15 protein-coding genes and 3 pseudogenes are annotated in these 17,120 nt (G+C 69.8%); 13 read left to right on the top strand and 5 right to left on the bottom strand.

The window, feature by feature from the left end:
* Nucleotides 1-12 precede the first annotated feature (12 nt).
* The 5 genes and pseudogenes from CV755_RS33115 to CV755_RS37300 all read left to right on the top strand — a co-directional run bounded on the left by CV755_RS33115 (nt 13) and on the right by CV755_RS37300 (nt 2,786).
* Entirely contained in the window at nt 13-312 is a 300-nt protein-coding gene (locus tag CV755_RS33115; RefSeq protein ID WP_161968789.1) for a transposase, read from the top strand.
* A complete protein-coding gene (locus CV755_RS33110) occupies nt 309-1,178 on the top strand; it encodes an IS3 family transposase (RefSeq protein ID WP_161968788.1) in 870 nt (289 codons plus the stop codon). Before CV755_RS33115 ends, CV755_RS33110 begins: the two co-directional genes overlap by 4 nt.
* Nucleotides 1,179-1,286: 108 nt before the next feature.
* Nucleotides 1,287-1,562 (top strand): ArsR/SmtB family transcription factor, encoded by a 276-nt coding sequence (locus CV755_RS33105; protein ID WP_109284565.1) that lies wholly within the window; start codon nt 1,287-1,289, stop codon nt 1,560-1,562.
* Between the two features lie 375 nt (nt 1,563-1,937).
* Nucleotides 1,938-2,127 (top strand): annotated as a pseudogene (locus CV755_RS37305) (DapH/DapD/GlmU-related protein); the annotation flags it as partial.
* A gap of 77 nt (nt 2,128-2,204) precedes the next feature.
* Nucleotides 2,205-2,786 carry a Vgb family protein gene (locus tag CV755_RS37300; RefSeq protein WP_422070631.1) on the top strand — a complete coding sequence of 194 codons (582 nt, stop codon included), beginning with the start codon at nt 2,205-2,207 and terminating at the stop codon, nt 2,784-2,786.
* A gap of 169 nt (nt 2,787-2,955) precedes the next feature.
* Here the strand turns inward: CV755_RS37300 and CV755_RS33085 are convergent, their stop codons facing one another.
* Entirely contained in the window at nt 2,956-3,411 is a 456-nt protein-coding gene (locus tag CV755_RS33085; protein WP_109284564.1) for a MarR family winged helix-turn-helix transcriptional regulator, read from the bottom strand.
* Nucleotides 3,412-3,530: 119 nt separating this feature from the next.
* On the opposite strand from CV755_RS33085, the gene CV755_RS33080 reads away from it, so the two are divergent.
* Nucleotides 3,531-3,923, top strand: coding sequence for a nuclear transport factor 2 family protein (locus CV755_RS33080; protein ID WP_109284562.1), 393 nt, complete (start codon nt 3,531-3,533; stop codon nt 3,921-3,923).
* 101 nt (nt 3,924-4,024) lie between these two features.
* Nucleotides 4,025-5,497: an FAD-dependent monooxygenase gene (locus tag CV755_RS33075; RefSeq protein ID WP_109284814.1), complete on the top strand. Its 1,473-nt coding sequence runs from the start codon at nt 4,025-4,027 to the stop codon at nt 5,495-5,497.
* Nucleotides 5,498-5,967: 470 nt separating this feature from the next.
* Here the strand turns inward: CV755_RS33075 and CV755_RS33070 are convergent, their stop codons facing one another.
* Nucleotides 5,968-6,729, bottom strand: a complete 762-nt coding sequence (locus CV755_RS33070) for an SDR family NAD(P)-dependent oxidoreductase (RefSeq protein ID WP_109284560.1) — start codon at nt 6,727-6,729, stop codon at nt 5,968-5,970.
* A 143-nt stretch (nt 6,730-6,872) separates the two neighbouring features.
* Here CV755_RS33070 and CV755_RS33065 point away from each other — a divergent pair, with 143 nt between their 5' ends.
* The 4 genes and pseudogenes from CV755_RS33065 to CV755_RS33040 all read left to right on the top strand — a co-directional run bounded on the left by CV755_RS33065 (nt 6,873) and on the right by CV755_RS33040 (nt 11,578).
* Nucleotides 6,873-7,451, top strand: a complete 579-nt coding sequence (locus tag CV755_RS33065; RefSeq protein ID WP_109284558.1) for a TetR/AcrR family transcriptional regulator — start codon at nt 6,873-6,875, stop codon at nt 7,449-7,451.
* Between the two features lie 73 nt (nt 7,452-7,524).
* A pseudogene (locus tag CV755_RS36495) lies at nt 7,525-8,366 on the top strand (IS5 family transposase); the annotation flags it as partial.
* 193 nt (nt 8,367-8,559) lie between these two features.
* Nucleotides 8,560-9,447, top strand: coding sequence for a TIGR03619 family F420-dependent LLM class oxidoreductase (locus tag CV755_RS33050; protein WP_109284552.1), 888 nt, complete (start codon nt 8,560-8,562; stop codon nt 9,445-9,447).
* Nucleotides 9,448-10,270: 823 nt separating this feature from the next.
* On the top strand, nt 10,271-11,578 hold the full coding sequence (locus CV755_RS33040; protein ID WP_109280275.1) for an MFS transporter: 1,308 nt from the start codon (nt 10,271-10,273) through the stop codon (nt 11,576-11,578).
* Between the two features lie 33 nt (nt 11,579-11,611).
* Here the strand turns inward: CV755_RS33040 and CV755_RS33035 are convergent, their stop codons facing one another.
* Nucleotides 11,612-12,544 (bottom strand): Tat pathway signal protein, encoded by a 933-nt coding sequence (locus CV755_RS33035; RefSeq protein ID WP_109280276.1) that lies wholly within the window; start codon nt 12,542-12,544, stop codon nt 11,612-11,614.
* A gap of 1,153 nt (nt 12,545-13,697) precedes the next feature.
* Nucleotides 13,698-14,237: a phenolic acid decarboxylase gene (locus CV755_RS33025; protein ID WP_109284550.1), complete on the bottom strand. Its 540-nt coding sequence runs from the start codon at nt 14,235-14,237 to the stop codon at nt 13,698-13,700.
* 99 nt (nt 14,238-14,336) lie between these two features.
* Here CV755_RS33025 and CV755_RS33020 point away from each other — a divergent pair, with 99 nt between their 5' ends.
* Complete coding sequence (locus CV755_RS33020; protein WP_109284545.1) at nt 14,337-14,783, top strand: MarR family winged helix-turn-helix transcriptional regulator; 447 nt, start codon at nt 14,337-14,339, stop codon at nt 14,781-14,783.
* Nucleotides 14,784-15,019: 236 nt separating this feature from the next.
* Here CV755_RS33020 and CV755_RS33015 read toward each other — a convergent pair whose 3' ends face one another.
* Nucleotides 15,020-15,862: a glycine-rich domain-containing protein gene (locus tag CV755_RS33015; protein WP_109284548.1), complete on the bottom strand. Its 843-nt coding sequence runs from the start codon at nt 15,860-15,862 to the stop codon at nt 15,020-15,022.
* Nucleotides 15,863-16,688: 826 nt separating this feature from the next.
* Between CV755_RS33015 and CV755_RS33005 the strand changes: the two are divergent.
* Nucleotides 16,689-17,120, top strand: a pseudogene (locus CV755_RS33005) (hypothetical protein); the annotation flags it as partial.

The raw sequence follows: 17,120 nt of genomic DNA, 5'->3' as shown, positions 1-17,120 counted from the left end.
ACCATGGAGAGCATGGGGAAGAAGAAGCCGCGTCCTCGCCGCTCGTTCACGCCGGAGTTCAGGGCCGAGGTTGTCGAGCTCTGCCGGCGTGGCGACCGGCCGGTCGGCCAGGTCGCCAAGGACTTCGACCTGACAGAGACCGCCGTGCGCTTCTGGGTCCAGCAGGCCCAGAACGATGCTGGCGAGCGGGACGGGCTGACCAGTGCCGAGAAGGAAGAACTGGCCCGGCTGAGGTGGGAGAACCGCAGGCTTCGGGAGGACGTGGAGATTCTCAAGCGTGCGACGGCTTTCTTCGCTGTGGAGACCGGGTGAACGTGCACCCGTTCATCGAGGCGGAGAAGCAGGCAGGTCACAGCGTCAAACGCGCCTGTGAACTGCTCAAGGTCGCCCGGGCCGCCTACTGTGCGCGCCGCACCGGCACCCTGGGCCCCCGCGCGGCCCGCGATGCGGAACTCGCCGAGAAAATCAGCGAAGTTCACCAGATGTCCCGCGGCACTTACGGTGCCCCGCGTGTCCACGCCGCCCTCCGGCACGAGGGCACCGTCTGCGGCCGCAGGCGTGTCGCCCGGCTCATAAGGGCCGCCGGCCTGCAGGGCCGCTGCCCCAGGCGGTACCACCGCACCACGATCCCCGACCCGCAGGCAGCCGCCAGGCCTGACCTCGTGGCCCGCGACTTCCAGCCCGGACCGGCCAGCGACACACGCTGGTGCGGCGACATCACCTACATCGCGACCGAGGAAGGCTGGCTCTACCTGGCCACCGTCATCGACATCGCCTCCCGGCGCGTCGTCGGCTGGGCCACCGCCGGCCACCTGCGCACCGAACTGGTCACCGACGCACTGCGCGCGGCCTGCACCCAGCGCCGCCCGGCATCCAGGATGATCTTCCATTCCGATCGCGGGTGTCAGTACACCAGCCGTGAATTCGCCTCGCCGGCCCGCGAGTTCGGCATCCGGCTATCGGTCGGCCGCACCGGCCAGTGCTGGGACAATGCCCTCGCCGAGTCGTTCTTCGCCACCCTGAAGAGCGAACTTCCCTGCGACCGGCCCTGGCCCAGCCGGGCGGCTGCGCGCGCCGCGATCTTTGAGTGGATCGAGAGCTGGTACAACCTCCGCAGGATGCACAGCAGTCTCGGTCATCGCAGTCCCGCCGGCTACGAAGCCGCTCTCGCGGCCTGACCACCACACCGAGGGTGTCCGTCAAAGCGGAACAAGCTCATCACCACACTGATCGACGAAGACCTCACACCCGTTCTGGTCTACACAATCGACCACGCATTCAACTGGATGGCCACCACCGAGCTCCTCAGCCGTCCGTACGGGGACCCGCTGGCCGCCCTGCTGGGCACCACCAGAGCACGCGTGCTGCGCACCATCGCCAAAGGGACGTGCACCAGCAGCGAACTCGCCCGCCGCGCCAAGACGCCCCTGTCGACCGCCAGCCGCCACACCGCCATCCTTCGCGACGCCGGGCTCATCACCAGCCACCGCGATCGAAACACCGTGCTGCACATCATCACGGCCCTGGGCACCTCCCTCTGCCAGAGGCACACGCCGGCCTGACCAACCAGGCGTGTGCCCTGCGCCATTGGTCGCCGGCTCCGGCGCTCCCGCCTCCTTCGAGGCCGGCCTCGACAGCGCCTTCCCGCTGCCGGCACCGTCACTTTGGCCACCGCCGTGTTCACCGGCCCGTGGCTGGCCAGGTCCAAGCCCGCGGAAGGCTCCGTGGCGCCGCATCGTTCCGCAAACAGCCGTTGACCATAACAACCGTCTTGGCCAGGAGAAGCAGCTGCGCGCCGAGAGCGTCGACATCCCCATGCCGCTGTCGAGGGCCCCTGGGCGAAACGCTACTTCCAGGTCACCGGCACGGGGACATGGCCGGGGCCCTCTGGGACGGCGCCACGGACTTCGAGCACCGCAATGGACATCGTCACCGCCATGCCCAGCCGCGGTGACATAGTGGTCGGCAACGATGTCTGGTTCGGGTACCGGGTGACCGTCATGCCAGGCGTATGGATCGGCGACGGCGCCATCATCGCGGCTGGCGCCGTGGTCGCCGCCGACGTCCCGCCCTACACGATCGTCGGCGGCAACGCGGCCAGACCGATCCGGCAGCGCTTCGACGACGCCGACGTCCAGCGGCTGCAGTAGGCAGCCTGGTGGGACTGGCTCGCCGACCTGGTCACCGAACACGCCCGCACCATCATGGCCGGAACCCCGGTCGGCATCGAGGCATCGCCACCGAGCATGGACAGGGGGACTCTCTTTGAACCATGTGCCCCAGGTATCCATCGGAGAGCGCACGGTGGCCGAGCACGCGGCCGAACCCTATGCCCTTACCACGGGACCGGACGGCGTCTTGTGGTTCCTCGGGCGGACCGGAGCGGGCGGATCACCGTCGATGGCAGCATCATCGAGTTCCCGCTCCCCGTCACAGGCGCGTTCCCGTCCGCGATCACCGCCGGTGACGACGGAGGGATGTGGTTCACCCTCAACCAGGGCAATACCGTCGGGCGGATCGACATGGACGGCGCGGTCACCGTCCACCTCCTGCCGACCGAGTCGGCAGGGCCGGCGGGGATCGCCGCAGGCCACGACGGAACACTGTGGTTCACCGAGATCGGCGCCGGACAGATCGATCGGATCACTTCCGATGGGCGGATCACCGAGTTCCCGTTGCCCGGCCGGGCCGCCTGGCCGCATGCCGTCACCGTCGATGGACGGGGCACCGTGTGGTTCACCGAAGAGCACTTACCCAACGTCGGGGGATGGATTGATGGTCTGTAGGGCTGCGTCCATCCCTTGGTGCCGACAGGAACCTGCGTCGTCCTCGTTGCAGGGCAGGTGCCCAAGGGGAACGGCAACCGCATGTCCCTGCCGGCGTGAAGTACCGCCGGATCGCGCATGAATGCTGAGCTTGCGCGCCGAACCGGCCGGCCCGGTGCGCCGGTGGCTGTCAGTGGGGTTCGGCGGTGAACGGGCCCTCGTCGACGAAGCGGCGTAGCTGGCGTGCGAAGGCTTGGGCGTCCTCTTGGGGCCAGGTGGCGAGTGAGGACTCGATGCCGGCCGCCAGTCGCTGTCTGGTGACCGACACGATGTTGTGGCCCTGTTCGGTGAGTGCGAGGAGGGTCGCGCGGCCGTCGGCCGGGTCGGGCTGGCGCTGGAGCAGGCCGGCCTGTTCCAGTCGGTCGGCGCGGCGGGTCACGGTGGTGCGGTCCAGTCCGATCTCGCGGCCCAGGTCGGCGGCGCTGCACGTCCCGGTCCGGGCCAGGCCGCTGAGGACCGGGTAGGTGAGGTCGTCGACCGCTTCCCCCAGTCCCTCGGTCAGCCGGGTGTAGAGGCGGGCGCGGGTGCTCCGCCGCAGGAGCAGGCCCAGTGCATCGGCGATGTCGTGTCCCGTCGAGTTCTTCACCCCTCCAGATTAGCGTGCGCAGCGCACGCTTTTCCTGTACGGTAATAAGCGTGCTCAAGGCACGCATCTTTGATCCGATGTACGGCGGATCACTCCCGCATTCAACCGAAGGAATCCCCATGAACCGCACCGACGTCCGCACCGCCCTCACCGACCTGCTCCTCACCCCGGGCCTCGGCCTCGACGAGGCCGCCGACCGGCACTTCGCCCCCGACTACCGCCAGCGCACCGACGGAAGCTGGGACAACCGCACCGAGTTCCTCGCCCACATCGCCCACCTGCGCACGGTCGTCGCCGGCGGCTCGGTCGAGGTCCACGACGAGCTCTTCTCCGGCGACCGCTACGCCGACCGCCACACGATGGAGGTCATCAAGACCGACGGTTCCACCGTCCGCATGGAGGTCTACCTCTTCGGCGAGTTCGCCCCTGACGGCCGCTTCCGCCGCATCGAGGAGACCACCCTCATGCTCGAAGGCACCGACGCCGACCGGAACCTCGGCAGCGCCCGCTGAGCCGCACCGCCCACCTGACGCCACGCGGCCGCCGCTGCCCCGGTGCATCGGTGCGCCGCCGTCACGGCGCATCATCCGAAAAATGAGAGGAAGTGGTTGTCGTGCTCGATGTGCTCATCGCAGGGGCCGGGCCGGTGGGGCTCTGGCTCGCCGCGGAGTTGCGCCTGCACGGGGTGGAGGTGACCGTCGTGGAACGCCGGGCGGCACCGGACGGACGGTCGCGCGCGGTCGGCATACAGGCCGGCACGCTGGACACCTTCGCCACCCGCGGCCTCGCGGAGCGGTTCATCGAACGCGGCACACCGGTGCCGACCGGCCACTTCGGCGCGGCGACCACCCGGCTGGACTTCTCCACCGTCGGGGCGGTGCATCCGTTCATGCTGGCGCTCGGTCAGTCCGTCACCGAACAGCTCCTGGAGGAGCACGCCCTCGCCGTGGGCGCCCAGGTGCTGTGGGGGGAGGAGGCCGTCTCCCTCACCCAGGGGCCGGACGCCGTCGAGGTGGTGATCCGGGCCGGCGGCACTCACCGGACCGTGCAAGCCCGCTGGGTGGTCGGCTGCGACGGCACCCGCAGCGCGGTGCGCCAGGCGGCCGGCATCGACTTCCCCGGCCAGGACACCACCCTGACCGGGTGGCTCGCCGACGTCGAACTCGACGATCCGCCCGCCGCGCCGCTCGCCGCCACCGGGCCGGCCGGTTCGTTCCTGGCGGCCCCGATCGGCGACGGAGTCCACCGGCTGGCGGGCCTCTCCACGGCCACCATGCACCAGGGCACCGGCGAACCGCTGACCCTTCAGGAGGTGCGCGAGCAGACCCGCACGCTGCTGGGACGGGACCTGGGCATCCGCAACCCCCGGTGGCTCTCGCGCTATGGCAATGCCACCCGCCAGGCCGCGCGGTACCGGGCCGGCCGGGTACTGGTGGCCGGTGACGCGGCGCACATGTTCTTCCCGGCCGGTGGGCAGGGCATGAACCTCGGCATCCAGGACGCCACCAACCTGGGCTGGAAGCTGGCCGCCACCCTCCAGGGCCGGGCGCCCGACGGACTGCTCGACAGCTACGACACGGAGCGCCGGCCGGCCGCCCGCGCCGTCATCGACAACACCCGCGCGCAGCTGGCCCTGTTCGCCGCGGCGAGCCCGGAGCAGATCGCGCTGCGCGAGGTCTGGTCCGCCGCGCTCACCGAACCGCAGACCAACCGCCAGTGGGCCCGCCGGATCGCCGGATTCGACGACCCGCTCCCCGCCGGCACCACACCCGGCGCGCACCTGCTGAACGGCACCCGACTGGCCGGCCTCGCCCTGGACACAGCCGGCATACCCACCGCCCACCCGTTGATGCACCACGGCCGACCCCTGCTGCTGGACCTCGGCGGGACACGGACACCGTGCCCCGCGGACGGCCTGGAGCAGCGGGCAGGGACCGTCAACTCCGAGGAGGCGCATCCGGTCTGGCGGGACGTCACCGCTGTTCTCATCCGGCCGGACGCCCGGATCGCGTGGGCCAGTACCGACACCGACCCGCAGCGCCGGGCCGCGGGCTGCCTCACCGCCCTGCGCACCCTGTGCCGCTGAACGCCGCTCGACGAGCCCCGCCGGCCCCGCTCGGCGGCCCTCTCTCACGGATCAGTCCGGATCAGCGCGCGGCGCCCCAGCCTCCAGGCGGGGGATACCCCCATCCATCCGTGCATCGCAAGGCGGGGAACCCCCGGACCCCGGGCCGGACAGCCAAGTCGCGGTCGTTCCATCGACATTCACTACGCTCAGCACGAGCGCGCCTTCCCAACCGACAGTGCAACGTCGGCCCACTCGATGACCAGAAGTCGATCACTCGGGAATGTACGCCCTCCGCGTCCAACCCGAGGCCGATCCACAGGTCATGAGCATGGCTCGTCGGTTCTGGCCCCGAAGGGGGAGAGGGGATCGCGGGCGTGTGCGTGCCGGCGGGAACGGCCCGGTCGAAGCCAGGCCGGGAAAGGGATGCCGGCGAGGGTGACGCGCGCCCAGCGGGCCTGGGCGCCGAGCGCGCGTCACGGCTTGGCCGCTCAGACCTGTGCCATGCCGCCGTCGGCGAAGAGCTCGACGCCGGTGATGAAGCTGGAGGCGTCGCTGGAGAGAAACGCCACGGCCCTGCCCATCTCGCGAGAGTCGGCGATCCGCCCGGTCGGATTGCCCGCGCCCATCTTCTGGACCGCGGCGGCAACGGCGTCGGCGCCCTGCGCCATGCTCAGGGCGCTGCGCAGGGACTCCGTGTCCACGGCTCCGGGGCTGAGGACGTTCATACGGATGCCGGTGCCCTTGACGTCCTGGATCCAGGACCGGATGAAGGCGCGCACCGCGGCCTTGGAGCCGCCGTACAGGCCCATGCCTGCTGGGGGCTGGATGGACGCGGTCGAACCGATGATGACGACCGTGCCGCCGGGCGGCAGCAGCGCGATCGCCGGCTGGACGGTGAACAGGACGCCCTTGGCGTTGACGTTGAAGGTCCGGTCGAACTGCTCCTCGGTGATCGCACCGAGCGGGGCGTGCGCGCCGATGCCGGCGTTGGCCACGACCGCGTCGAGGTGTCCGTGGCGTGCGATGACCTCTTGGTACACGGCCTCCATGTCCGCAAGCTTGGTGACGTCGGCCACGATGCCCGAGGAGTTCGGGCCGATCTCGGCGACCGCCTCGTCCAGCTGGTCCTGCTGAAGGTCGGTGATGACCACGCGGGCACCCTGGTCCACGAACTCCTGGGCGATCCCCAGGCCGACACCGGACGCGCCACCGGTGATTACGGCGACCTTGCCTTCAAGCGGGAGGCTCATCGTTTTCCCCTCTGATGCGCTTGCCCGCACTATGCGGACGACGGCGGCGTGTGCCCTACACTCGTAAGTGGAGGCGCCGCCACTTACGGCACGCTAACCGGAGGCGCCGCCACTTAGCAACTCTTCGAGGAAAGAGCCCTCCAATGACCACAGAGACCGGCCGGCCGCTGCGGGCCGATGCGCGGCGCAACCGGGAGAAAATCCTCTCCACCGCGGCGCGTGTCTTCGCGGAGCAGGGACTGAACGCACACCTGGAATACATCGCCAAGGAGGCGGGAGTCGGGACCGGAACGCTCTACCGCAACTTCCCGACCCGGGAACTCCTGATCGAAGCCGCCTACCGCAACGAACTGAGCCGACTGTGCGAGGCCGCCCCCGAACTCCTGGCGGCCATGCCGCCACGCGAGGCGCTTCGCGCCTGGATGGGGCGCTTCATCGACTACGCCACCGCGAAACTGGGGATGGCCGAGGCCCTCCGCGCCGTCGTCGACTCCGGCGTCAACCCCTACGCCCACAGCCGGGAGTTGATGATGACCGCCCTCACCTCGCTCCTGGACGCCGCGACCGCCACCAAGAGCATCCGATCGGACATCAGCCCAGCCGACATGTTCGCCGCCCTCACCGGCGTCGCCCTCGCCTCAGGAAAACCCGAACAGCGCGGACAGGCCGAACGCCTCCTCGACCTCACCCTCGACGGACTCAGGTACGGCACAGCGGACTGATGCCGCCCCCGGAAGAGTCGGAAAACGAAAGCCGCCGGATTCTCATCGCGTCACGTGTCGAGCGGCTGCGTTTGGACCAGGCCGTCTGTGGCGCGATCACCGGCAGGTAATCAATGGCGTGTTATGGCGGCTGCGAACAGGTGCTTCCTGGCGTGACCTGCCGGAACGCCAGGGGCCGTGGCAGATGGTTTATGAGCGGTTCGCCCGTTGGGAGCGGGACGGGACCCGGGCCTGCCTGCTGGAGCAGATTTCAGGTGCGGGACGACTCCGCCGGAGCGGTGGAATAGACGATATCGGTGGACTCCACCATCGACCGCTCCCACCAGCACGCGGCCGGTGCCCGGAAAAAAAAGGGGGGCGCTAACGGCGGGCTGGAAGGTTCGGCATGTGCGCGGCTGACCAGGTGCTGGGCCGCTCCCGTGGCGGGCTGACCGCCAAAGTCCGTCTCGCCTGCGGCGGCGCGGGGCTTGCCCCTGGCTGTCGTCCTTACCCCTGGCAACGTCAGCAAGTGCACCGTGTTCGAAGCGGTGTTGGAATGTGTGTGGGTGTCTTGGGAAGGTGCCGGGTGGCTGCGGCGAAGGCCTGACACGGTCATGGTGGACAAGGCGTATTCGTCATGGGAGGTCCGGCAGGACCTGCGGCGTGGGGGCGTCCGTGCAGTCGTCCCGGAGCGGGCGGGCCAACGAGCCGATCGCTGGCGCCGCGGCAGAGCCGGTGGTAGGCCACCGGCTTTGGACCCCGGGCTGTGCAAAGCCCGCAACGTGGTCGAGCGCTGTTTTTTTGAACCGTCTTGAACAATTGCGGGCCGGCGCAACGTGCTTCGACAAGCCGGCAACCTGCTACGGGGCCGGATTCCACATCACCTCACTCTTCCTTTGGCTCTGCCAACCTGCTCCCGAACGTTTGCCGGACAGGCCCTGGAGCTGTGAACTGGGAAGGTTCACCGTCCGTGGTATGGCGCCAGCTCTATCGAGGCTCTTGGCCGGGCTGGACGGGACGTGCGCTGCTCTGGGTGGATGAATCGGCGCCGTCGGGGAGTTGGGTGTGGTGTCGGGCGGTTCGGAAGCCGTCCTGCCGCTACCGGTCCGCGACTGAAAGGCTTCGCCCCATGTCCCTGCTGCGCCTTGGTGTCTCCCTTCAGCCGCGCTGGCCGGTCGAGGATGGGGCCTCCGTGCTCCGCGCCGCCGTGCATGCCGAGCAACTGGGCTTCGATCATGTGGCGGTTGGCAACCGCCTCTTGGACAGTGGATTCGGCCTCGACACCGATCCTCTCGTTCTGCTCTCTGCAATCGCGGGTGCAACGACACGCCTGCGGTTGCTGACCTCCGTGCTCGTTGCGCCGTACTATCCGGCGCTGGTGCTCGCGAACCAGGCAGCCACGCTGGACGTCGTGTCCGGCGGCCGTCTGGTCCTGGGAATCGGCACTGGTTGGAACCCTGACGAGTTCGAAGCCGTCGGCGTACCCTCCCGGGAACGGGGTGCCCGCACCGATGACCATCTCGCTGCTGCCAAGGCCCTGTGGACGACACGGCCCGCTGACTTCGAGGGGCCGTTCACGAAACTGCGTGCCGCTCACCTGGGAGTGCCGCCGGTCACGCGTGGTGGTCCGCCGGTGTGGGTTGGAGGCCACAGCGACGCCGCGTTGCGCCGCGCGCTTTGCTTGGGCGACGGCTGGTACGGCACTGGCGCCGATGCCGCGGAAGTCATCGATGTGAAGCGCCGCTTGCGTGAACTCGCCACCAGCGAAGAGCGGGCCGAACGTCTGACGCTTGCTTCGGCCGCTTTCCTCACGCCACCCGGAATCCCCGTGGCGGTCCCGGCTCCAGGACGGCCACTGGGAGGCGGTTCGCCTACCGCAGCGAGTGTTGCTGAGGCTCTCGGAGAGCTCACTGAGGCCGGACTCACGGTCTCTACCCTGTGGGTGCCCGTTGCAGCTGAACACATGGAGAAGGCGATGGAGTGGATCGCGTCCGAGGTCATGCCGCAGCTCGCCTGATACGGGGGTTTCGCGTGGTTCGGTCAGGCTGCTGCGGCGAGGGGGCGTCCGCCCCGGCGGCTGCCACTCCTCGCTGCCGAGTGTGGAGAAGACGCGGGGCCAGACAAAGGCCGAGGGGACGAGCAGCAGTCCACGACCGTCCAGACGACGGGTGCCGTGTATACAGCGGCCGGTCAGCCGCAAGGTGTCGGTATCCCAGGAGAGTTGGGGGTCCAGGTCCTCGAAGAGCAGTGCGGCACCGCCTTCCGCGAAGCGTCTGGCCCGGTGCAGGGTGTCGCCCTCCGACAGGGACAGTACGCGTGGCCAGTACGGGGCGAGGGCCACCTCCCAGTACGCGGCAGTCACCTCGGCCAGCCGGGCCAGGCCGCGTTCCCCTTCCTCGCGCAGCGCGGCAACCGCCGGCTGGGCCTCGGCGATCGTCGTGGTCAGTTCCTGCGGCGGTGTGGCGCGCAGCACCGCCAGTTCCACTTCGAGCGAGGGCTGGGGAGTGGTGGGCGGCGGCACCAGAAAGCCCGGAACGCCGCCCGGCACGGGGAGCAGCCGGGCCAGCGGCGAGAGGTCCAGCCCGGCGGCGGCGATCCGGGGACGCACCTGCTCGGCCCAGCAGTTGTGGGTGCCCTGGGCGTCCGCTCCCTTCAACACACGTGCGCCGGCCACCACTTCCCACAACGGGGACACGGCGAACCGGGTACGGGCCACGTCCTCCGCCGAGAACTCCACCGCCAGCGGACCGCCCCGCCCAGGAGACCGCTGCTTGTGCATCACCATTCAGCACAGGCTAAATCATTGGGTAAGGGCGCCGGCGTTCGGCAGCGTGCCGGTCATGTCCTGCGAAAACCCTTGGCGGAGCCCTGACTTCCGCACCCTCTTCACGGCCACCGTGCTCAGCCAGCTGGGCACCAATGCCGGCTATGTCGCCGTACCGCTGATCGCGGTGTCCACGCTCGACGCGAGCCCCGGCCAGGTCGGGCTGCTGGCCACCCTGAGCACCGCCGCCTTCCTGCTGGTCGGCCTACCCGCCGGGGCCTGGGTGGACCGGATGCGACAGCGCCGGCTGCTGATAGCCGCGGACCTGACGCGGGCCGTCCTCTTCGCCTCGGTGCCGGTGGCCTCGGCACTGGGCGTGCTGTCCCTTGGGCAGCTGTTCGTGGTGGTCCTGCTGGCCGGCTGTGCCACCGTGTTCTTCGATGTGGGCTCGCAGAGTGTGCTGCCCCAACTGGTCGGCCGGGACGGGCTGATCCGGGCGAACTCGGCCGTGGTGACCCTTCAGGCGGCGGGCAATGTGACCGGCCGGGGCGCGGGCGGTGCACTGGTACAACTGCTCACGGCGCCGACCGCCGTCGCCGGTACGGCAGTTCTCCACCTGGCGTCGGCGCTGCGGCTCATCGGCATCCGGCATGACCCGCTGCCCGGCCCCGGCCCGCGCGCCGGGCAGCGGCCGGTACGCCTGAGCACCCAGATCGCCGAGGGGCTCCGACATGTACTGGGCAGCAGCGAACTGCGCGCCCTAGCGTTCTCCGCCTCCCTCACCAACCTCGGTTCGCAGATCATCAACACCCTGCTCCCGGTCTTGTTCGCCCGGGAACTCGGGCTGCCCGCAGGCGCGCTGGGCCTCTACTGGGCCGTCGGTGGCGTCGGCATGTTCCTCGGCGCCCGGTGCGCCGCCCCCTGGGCCCGGCGCTGGGGATACGGGCATGCGCTGGGGCTGGCCGGTCTCCTGGTGGCACCGGCGGCGCTGGTCATTCCGCTTGTCGACCGCGGCCCCTGGCTCTGGCTTGCCGGGGCGGGCTGGCTACTGGCCACACTCAGGACGGGCGTCAACAATGTGCTGGGTGTCACCCTTCGTCAGCGGCTGACCCCCGGTCCGCTCCTGGGCCGCATGAACGCGACCTTCCGTTTCATGCTCACCGGCGCGCTCGCCGTGGGCTCCGCCGTGGCCGGTCTGCTCGGTGAGTTCGTCGGAGTGCGTATGGCGCTCTGGACGGGCGCCTGTTGTCTGGCGCTCTCCTTCCTGCCCGTCGTCCTCTCCCCGGTCCGCACCCGGCGGGAGCTGCCGGCGCAGGCGGTTGTGCGCACGGCCGTGGCCACGGCGGAGGGCCGGGCGGACGGCCGTGGTGCGCCGGGGCGGTAGGGCGCTGGTCGTGTCCCTTATGGGGGGCCTTTATCAGACACCGATCACCGGGAAGGAGCGTGCGGGCAGGCGCACGCCCGCCTGCTTGAGGGCCTCAACGGTGCTTTCCAGGTCGCTCAGATGCGCTTCCAGCGCATCGGCCTCCGCGTTCCCCGGGCGGGCCCGCAGGGCCAGGCTTGTCACCGACTGCCGGATGCGCGGCATGGGGCCGCTCCATGGCGGGTCAAAGCTCCACGGTACGGGGCCGGTTCGTCCATGGGCGGTCAGCCAGTCGCCGATCCGTGCGTCCACCCAGCCGTGGAGTTTCCAGAAGACCGGGTTGACATGGGACGAGTAGAAGTCGGCGAGCCAGTTGTAAGCGGGGTGGTCCCATCGGGGATCGACGTCAAAGGGGTCGCCGTCCGGGCGGTACGCCGGCATCGGAGCCGCCCAGCGCAGATGCATCCGGTTGTGGATGGTGAACTCGATGCTCGCTCCCAGGCGTCCGAGTGTCATACCGCGCAGCGCGGAGGGATCGGTGAACTCGGCCTGCCAGCGCCGGATTTGATGGAATGACGCCGCGCTCTTGGCGCTGTTCACGGCCTCGGTGGTGCCCGGGTCATCCGGAATGCCGAAGGGCGGCGGGACCGGGTATGCACTGTCTCCGGGCGCCGGGACGCTCTGCCATCCCTCCACGCGGGGATAACGGGGGTCCCCCAACTGGGCAAGGATCGCATTGACATCAGCGATTATCTGCCGGTGCATAGAGAGGAAGTCCTCACCCGACCCGTTGTCGAGCTCGGGTCGGGGAGAATCCCCGCCCGTGAGGGCCGGCCGGGGCGGGTCCCAGCCATGGTCGCGGAACACCTGCCGCTGGTCGGGGGAGAAATTGGCCCACTCGTTGCGTGCGGTGTGCCACAGCATGTGATGCATACGCATCGCCCGGGCGGCCATGGCGTCGGTCACCGGTCGGGGCAGATAGGTCATGGCGCGCTCCTGGGGTGTTGTGCTTCGCACCCGTGCTTCCCCATCGGCCGGCGCGTCAACGGCCTGTGCTTCCGCACTCCCCGGTCGGATCCCGAGCGCCGGGCGGCTGCTGTACTCCTACGCTGCCCGACTGGCCTTCGCCAAGTGGCGCAAATCCCCTGCGCCGCCTGCCCAGGAGCGCGGCAAGCCCGGCTCAGCGAAGCCCCCAAGCGGCTGGCTAAGCATCCGGACGCCCGCGCCGGAGCCCTGCACCGCATGAACCTTCTCGACTACACCCCGCCCCCCGCCGAACCCCSCCCGCAGCCGACACGGCGAGCACCCCCGGAGCGGCCTGGTATACGGCACTTGGCGCCGCGCCAAGTGGACGGAGAGAACACGCATCGGAATCCGGGACGAAAACGGCAATCTCGTCGGACCGGTCTGCAAGGAAGGCGCGATCGAGGGCGTGACCTATACCCGCGGCTCCGTGTTCCGCCCCCGCACCCGCGTATGCCCCGACCTTCCGCTACGCCCCGACACCCGCACGGTGTATTAGCTGCGCCACACAGACGTGCATGTCGGCGGGTGGGGTTGTCGTGGGTGTCGAGGTGTTGTGCCGGGGGGTTGGTGGGGTTGTCGTGGCCGGTGGGTGGTTTGTTGTTGTCTCTTGGCTTGTGCTGGCTGGTGTCGAGGTTGTGTTGTTGGTCACGGGTTGGGTTGTTGAAGTTGTCCGGTCTTGGTGGGGGGNTGTTGTGCGGGTCGGGCGTGACTGCCGGTGTCGTGTGCCGGGGTGTTGGTGGTTGCTGGTGGTTCGTCGTGTTCAGTCCGTTTGGCATGGTCTGAGCGGTGGGCTGAGTGCGGGGTGTGCCGGGCTCCGCTGGAGCGGTGGTGGTCTGTTCTGCGGGCGGTGGCCGGAGGGACTGCTCAGGTTCCGGGGTGCTGTTGGGGGTGCCGGGTATGGCTGCCGTCACTGCTGTGTTGGTGGCCGGTTCCGCTTGTCCGCTCGTGGCCGGGTGGCGGGGAGTTGTCCGGCTGCGCATGTGACAGGGGTTGTCGCACTGGTTGGTCAGTGCCCATCGGTGGCCTGGGGTGGTTCGTTCGTCATGCCGGTGGGGGTGATCCGGCTGTGATCTTGGGGTCCGGTGCCAGGTTGCTCGCTGTCCCGGGGTGGTCCTTAGTTGGTGCGGTCGGACCAGCCGGAGGGGAGGTCGCCGGGGGCGACGGAGATGATCTCGTCATTGTCCTGGCCGGCGTTTTCGAAGAGGGTGATCTTGGCGAACTCGGGGACGACGTACAGCGGGTAGGTGGGGCCGGCGTCCCGGTGGGCGTGCATCTGGTCGAGGTGGTCGTTCTGGAACAGCACGGTGCGTTCGCCATGGGTCTTGACCCAGTCGGGGAAGAAGATGACCCCGTGCAGGACGCGCTCGCCGGGGATGATGTTGACCACGACCGATGTGCCGGTCGGTTCGTTCCAGGAGACCTTGTAGACGCCCCGGGTGAGCATGACCAGGTCGACCTCCTGGTCCTTGACCCAGCGGCCGCCGACATGGCCGCTGTGGATGCGGTAGTCGATGGTGTGGTCGTTCTTCACGTACATCTCGTACTGCCAGCCGTTGGCGTAGGTGTAGATGAGGCGGTGGCCGACGATGCCGGACAGGTCCTGCGGGGGAACGGGGTTGGCGACGGTGGTCCGGTGCGTGGCGTCGGAGGTCATCTGCGGTGCCCTTCTGCTCGGTCGCCGGTTCGACGGCGCAGTTCATTTTTGCAACAAAACTATTTTGTCACAAAATGAACTGTCGGGCAAAATGACTTCATGGACACCGCATCCGAGCTCAGCCGGCTGCTCGGGCCGCTACGCCGGGCCGTGCTCCGGGCGACCCGCAGCGCCGAGGGGCTTCCCGACCTGCCCGAGGCCCAGATCGAGCTCCTGCGCGCACTCGCCGCCGACGGACCGCTCAGCCCGCAAGCCGCCGCCCGCCGGATCGGCGTCGCAACCTCCACGGTCAGCAACCTCGTCAAAAGCATGAAGGCAGCGGGCCTGGTGAACCGCGAGCCCGCACCGGGCGACCAGCGCGCGGCCGTCCTCACCGCCTCCCCCGCCGCCCTCGAACTGCTCGACCGCTACGACCGCACCAGTTCGGCCGCATTGGCCCACGCCATCGGCGAGTTGCCCGCGAACGACCGCGACACCCTCACCGCCTCGCTCCCCGTCCTCGCCCGGCTCCTCACCGCACTGGAATCACACACACCAAAGCCCTGACTCCTGCGGGCCGCCGGCACCGTCGCCGTGCCGGCACGGTCCCCGCCTCGGGTACGCAAGGGGCCTGCCGGCGAGCAGCTCATGGACCAGCGGGGCGGATATTCCGTCTCACCTGGCCAAACCCACGGGTACGAGCTCTCGGGCGAGGGGCGCATCCTCAGACCTCCATGCCGAAGATGGTTACCCATGGCCACCCGGTAAGTGGCCGTACCCGGGGAATCTCAGGTGACCGCTGTTTATGGGGTGTAGGTCAGTGCCACGCAGCCGTCGGCGCCGTTCTCGCCGGCCGCGGAGGGGTACTGGTCGTTGGTCCACAGGTCGCGGCCGGCGCCGATGCCTCCCTCGCCGCCCTTCCCGGCGGGAAGGCGGGGCCCTGGGGGGCCGCCCTGCGCGGGGGAGCATTCCGGTGGGGCCGCGCTCGCTGCTCCTGCTCCGCCCGCYCCGCGGCGCGCGCGGACGCCGTCGACTCCGCGGTAGCCGGCGGAGCCCTCTTGGCGGACGTGGTCGGAGCCCTTGCAGAGGTTCCTCCCGCCGGTGGTGCCGTGACCGCCGGCGCCCGCGGTGCCGCTTCCCCAGGTTCCTGACGCTTCGCCGCCCCGCCCGCCCCGGCCGTGCTGGACATTGGCCCCCAGCCTCGGCCATCTCCCCTCGCCGGCGGGGAACACGGCGACCCCGGTGCCGTGCCCGTCGTTGCGGGGCTTGCCGTTGTGGCCCTTGCCCGAGCCGCCCGCGCCACCCTCGCCGCCCCGGCCGACAACCATGACGATCCTCTCCCCGGGATCGACCTTGATGGTGCACGCCTCCACCGCTCCGCTGGAGCCGCCTCCGCCGCCGGCACCGCTCAGCGGGCCGTCGTTGTTGCCGCCCCCGCCTCCGCCTCCGCCACCGGAGCCCACGGCGGTCACGTGGATACGGGTGACACCGGCCGGCACGGTGAATTCGTACCGGCCGCCGGTGGTGTACGCCTTGACAACCGGTTCCGGCGCCGCCGACGCCGGGCCCGGCACCGCAACAAGTGGCACAGCCGCCGCGCACACCAGCACCGCGCGCCACGACCGCAAGGGGGCGAGCAGTCCCATCAACGACCTCCCGGGTATCCGCTGGTCAGGTTTCCTGTCCCTTCCGCCCGCTAGTTCCCGCACACGGGCGGGACGAGCTGGTCACTGACCTCCCCGACCGTGTCGCAGACCAGCGTCTGGACGGGCCCGGCGGCATGGGCCGGGGCGGCCAGAGCGACCCCGGCCAGAGCCAGGACGATGCCCGCAGCGGCGGCAGCGGCGGCACGACGGATGCTGTTGATGGTGACCTCCGAGAAAGACGGCGGCCCGGGCGGCCGCGCTGTGCCCGGGAAGCTGCTCTTCCGGTCATCCGTTGATACACGCGCCCGGGGACGCACAAGAGCCAGGCCAGGCGCTCAAGGACACACGCACGCCGTCCGACCCGGGATTGCTGCCGGAAGCGAACAGCGAACCACGCGACATGCGGCCCGGGGTGAAGCGTTGGCCTGTGATCACCGGCGGCGGAGCGGCTCACACGACGTCCGTGAGCGGGCCGGCCGCATCCCCGCCCCACTCGAAGCCCCGCGAAGCAGGCGAAACCCAGCAAGATCAATTTCACCGGGACTTCCTGTACCTGGACTGCTCAGCCCCGTTGTAAGAGACGCCGAAGAAGACCGTTCGTCGCGCACACAGGCGAGCCGACCACCGAAGACCACGAGAACCAGTAGGCCCGTGCACCACATGTGCTGCATCGCCTACACCGCTCGGGCCCGCTCCTGGCCTCCGAAACACCAACCCGCACCCTGGCCGGGCCCGGGAGAACCGCCGCGGACTTCGACGCGAGCGGTGCCGAGATCGAACGGGACTGGGTCCGGCGCACCGGGACTGCTGGGGCGAGGTGCGCCGGGTGCTCCTGACCCGCGAGCAGACCGTCGAGTACGAGCTGCCGGCGGCCGAGGGCAAGCGCGGCGACCCTCGGTGGCAGGCCTTCGCACGCCGTTACGACTTCGACCCGCCACCCTGTGCAGTGGGAGTCGAAGCCCTGGAGCCGGACGAGCTGCAGCGCCTGGTCCTCGCCGCCGTCGCCCGTACATCGACCGCCAGGTCCTCGCACAGCAGATCGCCCGCGAAGAAGAACAGCGCCGCGCCTTGGCCGACTTCCTTGGAGGCTGGGGTGCGGCGGGCGGAGCGTCCGTCTGAGCGGCATCGGCGCGGACGAGTCAGCCTGACGGCACATCAAGACGAGGGTTCTCCAGCGTTCATCGTTGGCCGGGCGGTGTCACCGCCGCACGAACTCCCGCCCGGCCGTCACGAGGTGACCGCGCTCGACATCAACGGC

It is taken from the genome of Streptomyces orinoci (genome assembly GCF_003121295.1).
GTDB lineage: Bacteria > Actinomycetota > Actinomycetes > Streptomycetales > Streptomycetaceae > Streptomyces > Streptomyces orinoci.
The sequence above is the reverse complement of the archived record's forward strand: the minus strand, read 5'-3'. Positions and strand labels throughout refer to the sequence as shown.

What these genes read in the sequence shown, in the direction of transcription:
- CV755_RS37300 (WP_422070631.1), top strand. Translation starts at nt 2,205, where the DNA reads ATGGCCGGAACCCCGGTCGGCATCGAGGCATCGCCACCGAGCATGGAC.
- CV755_RS33115 (WP_161968789.1), top strand. Translation starts at nt 13, where the DNA reads ATGGGGAAGAAGAAGCCGCGTCCTCGCCGCTCGTTCACGCCGGAGTTC.
- CV755_RS33070 (WP_109284560.1), bottom strand. Translation starts at nt 6,729, where the DNA reads ATGAGCCTCCCGCTTGAAGGCAAGGTCGCCGTAATCACCGGTGGCGCG.
- CV755_RS33020 (WP_109284545.1), top strand. Translation starts at nt 14,337, where the DNA reads ATGGACACCGCATCCGAGCTCAGCCGGCTGCTCGGGCCGCTACGCCGG.
- CV755_RS33080 (WP_109284562.1), top strand. Translation starts at nt 3,531, where the DNA reads ATGAACCGCACCGACGTCCGCACCGCCCTCACCGACCTGCTCCTCACC.
- CV755_RS33035 (WP_109280276.1), bottom strand. Translation starts at nt 12,544, where the DNA reads ATGACCTATCTGCCCCGACCGGTGACCGACGCCATGGCCGCCCGGGCG.
- CV755_RS33050 (WP_109284552.1), top strand. Translation starts at nt 8,560, where the DNA reads ATGTCCCTGCTGCGCCTTGGTGTCTCCCTTCAGCCGCGCTGGCCGGTC.
- CV755_RS33065 (WP_109284558.1), top strand. Translation starts at nt 6,873, where the DNA reads ATGACCACAGAGACCGGCCGGCCGCTGCGGGCCGATGCGCGGCGCAAC.
- CV755_RS33025 (WP_109284550.1), bottom strand. Translation starts at nt 14,237, where the DNA reads ATGACCTCCGACGCCACGCACCGGACCACCGTCGCCAACCCCGTTCCC.
- CV755_RS33105 (WP_109284565.1), top strand. Translation starts at nt 1,287, where the DNA reads ATGGCCACCACCGAGCTCCTCAGCCGTCCGTACGGGGACCCGCTGGCC.
- CV755_RS33040 (WP_109280275.1), top strand. Translation starts at nt 10,271, where the DNA reads ATGTCCTGCGAAAACCCTTGGCGGAGCCCTGACTTCCGCACCCTCTTC.